This is a genomic window from Rhizobium sp. 62_C5_N11_2 (genome assembly GCF_051811185.1).
In the GTDB taxonomy this organism is placed as follows: Bacteria; Pseudomonadota; Alphaproteobacteria; order Rhizobiales; family Rhizobiaceae; genus Rhizobium; species Rhizobium leguminosarum.
In genome coordinates this window covers 4,489,001-4,495,000 of the sequence record NZ_JBPWPW010000001.1, presented here as the reverse complement: position 1 = coordinate 4,495,000, position 6,000 = coordinate 4,489,001, and the positions used below count along the sequence as shown (strand labels likewise).

General features: G+C 63.6%; 5 protein-coding genes (1 of these 5 running past the window's edge). 4 read left to right on the top strand and 1 reads right to left on the bottom strand.

Annotation, left to right across the window (positions count from 1 at the left end; genetic code table 11):
* The 4 genes from AB8B31_RS21980 to AB8B31_RS21965 all read left to right on the top strand — a co-directional run.
* Positions 1 to 916, top strand: partial view of an ornithine cyclodeaminase family protein gene (locus AB8B31_RS21980; protein ID WP_028734071.1) — the 3' portion only. The gene continues 32 nt to the left of window position 1, outside the view; 916 of the gene's 948 nt are visible here — the last part of the coding sequence; its start codon lies off the left edge, out of view; the stop codon is at positions 914 to 916.
* Positions 913 to 3,378 (top strand): ATP-dependent helicase HrpB, encoded by a 2,466-nt coding sequence (gene hrpB / locus AB8B31_RS21975; RefSeq protein WP_131605764.1) that lies wholly within the window; start codon positions 913 to 915, stop codon positions 3,376 to 3,378. The genes AB8B31_RS21980 and hrpB overlap by 4 nt, the downstream gene beginning before the upstream one ends.
* A gap of 23 nt (positions 3,379 to 3,401) precedes the next feature.
* Complete coding sequence (locus AB8B31_RS21970) at positions 3,402 to 4,730, top strand: ActS/PrrB/RegB family redox-sensitive histidine kinase (protein ID WP_018448440.1); 1,329 nt, start codon at positions 3,402 to 3,404, stop codon at positions 4,728 to 4,730.
* Between the two features lie 67 nt (positions 4,731 to 4,797).
* The gene (locus tag AB8B31_RS21965; protein ID WP_025396545.1) at positions 4,798 to 5,376 is read left to right on the top strand and encodes an ActR/PrrA/RegA family redox response regulator transcription factor; all 579 of its coding nucleotides are present in this window, start codon (positions 4,798 to 4,800) and stop codon (positions 5,374 to 5,376) included.
* A gap of 23 nt (positions 5,377 to 5,399) precedes the next feature.
* Here AB8B31_RS21965 and AB8B31_RS21960 read toward each other — a convergent pair whose 3' ends face one another.
* Complete coding sequence (locus tag AB8B31_RS21960) at positions 5,400 to 5,894, bottom strand: MmcB family DNA repair protein (protein WP_131605763.1); 495 nt, start codon at positions 5,892 to 5,894, stop codon at positions 5,400 to 5,402.
* Between the last annotated feature and the right edge of the window lie 106 nt (positions 5,895 to 6,000).

Here is a 6,000-nt window from a genome sequence, read left to right as displayed (position 1 = left end):
GGCCCTGCCCTGGCCGGAATTGATCGAGGCGATCGCCCGCATGTTCCAGAGCGAATGCGTGATGCCGGTGCGCCATCACCATGAAATGGATGTGCCGGATGAGGAAAGCGCCACACTGCTGCTAATGCCGGCCTGGGTTCCCGGACGCTATGCCGGGGTGAAAACGGTCTCGGTCTTTCCAGGCAATGTGCGGCGGGGCCTGCCGGCGATCTTCGGAACCTATCTTCTTTCCTCCGGCACTACCGGCGAAATGCTTGCTGCAATCGACGGCGGCGAGTTGACCGCGCGGCGGACGGCGGCGGCATCGGCGCTGGCGGCCCGTCATCTCGCCCGCCCCGACGCGGAAGAGTTGCTCGTCTGCGGAACCGGGCGGCTGTCGCTCAACCTGATGCTGGCCCACGGCACGACCCGGCCGATCAAGAGGTACCGGGTCTGGGGCCGCAACGGCCAAGCGGCGAAAAAGATCGCAGCCGAAGCACGGGCGCTCGGGCTGAATGCCGAAGCGGTCGCGGATGCTGAAGCCGCAGCGCGGACAGCGGACATCATTTCCTGCGCCACGCTTTCCAACGAGCCGTTGATATCAGGCGAATGGCTGAAGCCCGGCGCCCATCTCGATCTCGTCGGCGCCTTCAAGCCGAGCATGCGCGAAAGCGACGACGAGGCCATCCGTCGTGCTTCGGTCTATGTCGATACCCGCGCCGGCGCCATCAGCGAGGCAGGCGACATCGTCCAGCCGCTGAAAAGTGGCGTGCTGAAGGAAGGCGACATCAGGGCTGAGCTTGCGGAACTCGTCAGCGGTGTCCATGGCGGACGAAGCCATGACGCGGAGATCACGCTGTTCAAGTCGGTCGGCGCGGCTTTGGAGGATCTCGCCGGCGCCATTCTTGCCTATGAGACAGTGACGGGCCGAAAGTGACAATCAGTGCATCCTTGCCGGAACTTCCGGTTTCACATGTCCTGCCGGCCGTCGCTGCTGCGCTGGAAGAGCAAATGCGCGCCGTTCTTTCCGCCCCGCCCGGCGCCGGCAAGACGACGCTGGTGCCGCTCCACCTGCTTGGTCAGGCCTGGCGCGGCGACGGCAAGATCATCCTGCTGGAGCCACGTCGGCTGGCGGCGCGGGCGGCGGCAGGCCGGATGGCATCGCTGATCGGCGAACAGGTCGGCGAGACGGTCGGCTACCGCATGCGCCTCGACAACAGGATATCGGCAGCGACACGGATCGAGGTGGTGACCGAAGGGGTTTTTGCCCGGATGATCCTCGACGATCCGGAACTGACCGGTGTCTCGGTTGTCATCTTCGACGAGTTCCACGAGCGTTCGCTGGACGCAGACTTCGGACTCGCACTGGCGCTCGACGTCCAGTCGGCGCTGCGCGACGATCTGCGTATCCTCGTGATGTCGGCGACCCTCGACGTCGAACGCGTGGCTGCCCTGCTCGACCACCCACCGGTGATCGAAAGCCTCGGGCGCAGCTTTCCGATCGATGTCCGTTACCAGGATCGGCCGGGCGGCGAGCGCATCGAGGATGCGGTCACGCGGGCAATACTCGATGCGCATGCCAATGAGGCCGGCTCGATCCTTGCCTTCCTGCCCGGCCAGGCGGAAATCACGCGAACCGTAGAACGCCTGCAGGGACGATTCGGAGCCGAGACGCTGATTGCGCCGCTCTACGGCAATCTCAGCCAGAAGGAGCAGGATGCGGCGATCCGGCCGGCATCCCAGGGGACACGCAAGATCGTGCTTGCAACGTCTATCGCCGAAACATCGATCACCATCGACGGCGTCAGGATCGTGATCGACAGCGGCTCGCAGCGTCTGCCGGTGTTCGAGGCGTCGACCGGAATCACGCGGCTGGAGACGGTGCGCGTGTCGCGGGCTTCCGCCGATCAGCGGGCGGGTCGTGCCGGACGAACGGAGCCTGGCATCGCGGTCAGGCTGTGGCACCAGGGACAGACGGCGGCATTGCCGGCCTTCACACCGCCGCAGATCCTTTCCAGCGATCTCTCGGGGCTGGTGCTCGACCTCGCGCATTGGGGCGTCCAAGATCCTGCATCGCTTGCCTTCGTCGATCAGCCGCCGGAAACGACGCTGAGGGAGGCGCGGGTTCTGCTTGGCCAGCTCGGAGCGCTCGACAAGGACGGAGCGCTGACAGCGCGGGGCAAGGTCATGCGCGATCTGGCTTTGCCGCCGCGGCTTGCCGCCATGGTCGTCTCGGCCGGAGAAGCGGGACACGCACGGGATGCGGCGATGATCGCCGTGCTTCTCACCGAGCAGGGGCTTGGCGGAACGAGTATCGATATCGAGGAGCGGCTGCGACGCTTCAAGGCCGAGCGGGGCGAGAGAGCGGAGGCTTCAAGGCGGCTGGCAGGACGGCTGGCAAGCGGTCTCGACAGCGTTGCCTCAACGGCGCCGGCGCTTGCAGGCCAGCTGCTGCTGCATGCGTTCCCAGATCGAATCGCACTTCAGCGCGGCGGGCGCGGCCGATTCGTAATGGCGAACGGGCGTGGAGCGGAGCTACCGGAAACCGAGAGGCTGGCCGGCAGCCAGATGCTGGTGATTGCCGACCTGACCGGACGGGCAGCCCAGGCGCGGATTCTGGCAGCTGCCGAGGTGACACGCGGCGACATTGAAGCAGAGTTGCCCGGCGAAATCAAAACCGGAGACCAGATATTCTTCGACCGACAGAGCCGGCAAGTCAGAGCGCGGCGGGCAACCCGACTCGGCGCGATCGTCTTCGAAGAGACGCCGTTGCCACGACCTTCCGGGGCAGCAGTCACCCAGGCACTGGTGGAGGGAGTGCGCGAGCTGGGGCTCGATCAGCTTGCCTTCTCGAAAGAGGCCGTGCAGCTTCGCGAGCGGATCGGATTCCTTCATCGGACGATCGGCGAGCCCTGGCCCGATGTCAGCGACGGCGCCCTGCTTTCCCGGCTGGACGAGTGGTTCGCACCCTTTCAGACCGAGGCCCGCGGCCTTTCCGAGATTTCCGCAGCCGGCCTTTCGAACGGGCTGATAGCGCTGGTACCGCACGAATTGCAGCGCGACCTTAGCCGGCTTGCGCCAACGCATTTCGAAGCGCCGACCGGCCAAAGGCATCCGATCCAGTATGAGGGTGAGGAGCCGGTGCTGACGATCCGCGTACAGGAGCTGTTTGGACTGAAGCAGCATCCAGCCATTGCCGGTGGCCGCCTGCCGCTGCTGCTCGAGCTCACCTCGCCGGCGCACCGGCCGATCCAGACGACACGCGACCTGCCGGGCTTCTGGGCCGGCTCGTGGAAGGATGTGCGGGCTGATATGCGCGGCCGCTATCCCCGGCATCCCTGGCCGGAGCGGCCGGAGGATGCGTTGCCGACGACACGGGCAAAACCGCGTGGTACATGAGGGCCATTCAAGGAGCCCCCGGCATGATCGACAAGCCTAGCATGATCGACAACACGGAAGGCTATACGCTGGAGGACCGGCACAACAGCCGCAGGCTGCGTCTGCAGACATTGGTGCGGCTGCGCTGGCTTGCCGTCGGCGGACAGGCGCTGACGGTTTTCATCGTTGCCTTCTGGCTGAAATTTCCTCTGCCGCTGATTGCCAGCTCTTCGTTGATCGCCGCCCTTGCCTGGGTGAATTTCTACCTGACGATCCGCTATCCACCGACCCATCGGCTGGAACCTCCAGCCGCCTTTGCGCTGCTCGGCTTCGATCTCTTGCAGCTCTGCGCTCTGCTCTTCATCACCGGTGGCCTTGCCAATCCTTTCGCGGCACTCGTCTGCGTGCCCGTCATCATCTCCTTTGCTTCGCAGCCGATCCGATACAGCACCGCGCTGATCGGCTTTGCGATGGTCTGCATCACGGTGCTTGCCTTTTCGCCCTTTCCCCTGCCCTGGTTCGACGGGGTCGAGATCAACGTGCACAACGTCATGCAGTTCGGTGTCTGGTGCTCGATCGCCTCGACGATGGCATTCGCCGCCTTCTATGCCTATCGGGTCTCGATGGAAGCGAGCCAGCTTGCCGATGCGCTGGCTGCGACCGAACTGGTGCTGCAGCGGGAAAAGCATCTGTCGCAGCTCGACGGCCTGGCGGCTGCGGCCGCCCATGAGCTCGGTACGCCGCTTGCAACGATCAGCGTCGTCGCCAAGGAAATGGAGCGCGAACTCAAGGATGACGATCGTTTCCGCGAGGACGTGATGCTGCTGCGCAGCCAGAGCGAACGCTGCCGTGACATCCTGCGGCGGCTGACGACGCTTTCCTCCGAAGGCGAGGCGCATATGCGCCGCCTGCCGCTTTCGTCGATGATCGAGGAGATCGTCGCCCCGCACCGGGAATTCGGTATCGCTCTCGAGCTCATCGAAAAGAGCCCGCGCAAGGGTGAGCCGGTCACCGACCGCAATGCCGGCATCATGTACGGGCTCGGCAACCTGATCGAAAACGCCGTCGATTATGCGCGGGAGAAAGTGATCGTTACTGTCGAGCACGATCACGACAAAGTGCTGATCGTCATCGAGGACGATGGCAACGGTTATGCGCCTGACATTCTGACGCGGATCGGCGAACCCTATGTGACCAAGCGGCAGAAGGAGGATACGGCGGGCGGCCTCGGGCTTGGACTTTTCATCGCCAAGACGCTGCTGGAGCGCTCCGGCGCATCGCTGGTTTTCGAGAACCGCGATCCGGAAAGTGCGGGCGCGCGTATCCGAATCGAATGGCCGCGCATGCTGATTGACGCAAATTCGACAAAATGACTTTGTCGGCATAAACAGGATATAGCGGTTGACGCAGATCGGGCGCTCAACCGCCGGGACCGAGACGATGACAGAACAGAATCATGACAATTTCGCCGCGTCGGACGAGGATCATATCGGTCCCGACGCCAGCCTGCTGATCGTCGACGACGACGGGCCGTTCCTGCGCCGCCTGGCACGGGCGATGGAGACGCGCGGCTTCCAGGTGGAGACGGCCGAATCAGTGGCGGAGGGCGTTGCGAAATCGAAAGGCAGGCCGCCGAAATATGCGGTGGTCGACCTTCGGCTCGGCGACGGCAATGGGCTCGACGTCATCGAGGCGATCCGTCAGCGGCGCGACGACACCAGGATCATCGTGCTGACCGGCTACGGCAATATCGCAACGGCGGTAACGGCCGTGAAGCTCGGCGCCGTCGATTATCTTGCAAAGCCTGCAGATGCCGACGACGTGTTTTCGGCGCTGACACAGCGGCCGGGCGAAAAGGCTGAGCTTCCCGAAAATCCGATGTCGGCCGACCGCGTGCGCTGGGAACACATCCAGCGGGTCTATGAAATGTGCGAGCGCAATGTTTCCGAAACGGCGCGCCGGCTCAACATGCACCGGCGGACGCTGCAGCGTATCCTTGCCAAACGCGCGCCGAAATAGACGAACACCTCGCGCGCTTATAATCAGACGTCGTCCACAGTGAACGGTTTTCCGCTCGCCCATTCGGCCATCATCAGCCTTTGGGCGGCGGCACGCGAGAAGTTGAGCGTGACGGATTTGCGCGTGGCCGGCGCCATGCGGTGTTCCGGCGCCTCGCGAATCATATGGGCGCCATAACCATCCGACAGGAACAGTCCGCATTCCTCGGGAAAGATCTCCAGCGGCACATCCTTGTGAGTCGCAAAGAATAGACGGTCGCAATGCAGCCTATATTCCGGCCATTTGCGATCCACCCTGAAATCCTCGATCGACGTCTTGATTTCGATGATCCAGACCTCGCCCTTGTCCGAAAGAGTGATCAGATCGGCGCGGCGGCCGCTGGCTAGCGGCAGTTCGGGCAGCACGGCGTGGCGCATTTCATGCAGCAACATCTGCGTTCCGCGCCGTACCATCATGGCCCTGTCCGATTGCCGGCCATCGATTAACGGATTGTTATTGTAAACGCTCAAAATCGTCATGGATAACCATCAGAGGGGCTGGCGTGTTGTTGCAAAAAAACCATGCGCTTCTAATTTGCGCGGCAGACGGATTTGTCGCGCTGCAGTAGCCTTGCAAAGCGCAAGT

Coding starts and splice junctions, on each gene's coding strand:
- AB8B31_RS21960 (WP_131605763.1), bottom strand. CDS start 5,894: ATGACGATTTTGAGCGTTTACAATAACAATCCGTTAATCGATGGCCGG.
- AB8B31_RS21965 (WP_025396545.1), top strand. CDS start 4,798: ATGACAGAACAGAATCATGACAATTTCGCCGCGTCGGACGAGGATCAT.
- AB8B31_RS21970 (WP_018448440.1), top strand. CDS start 3,402: ATGATCGACAAGCCTAGCATGATCGACAACACGGAAGGCTATACGCTG.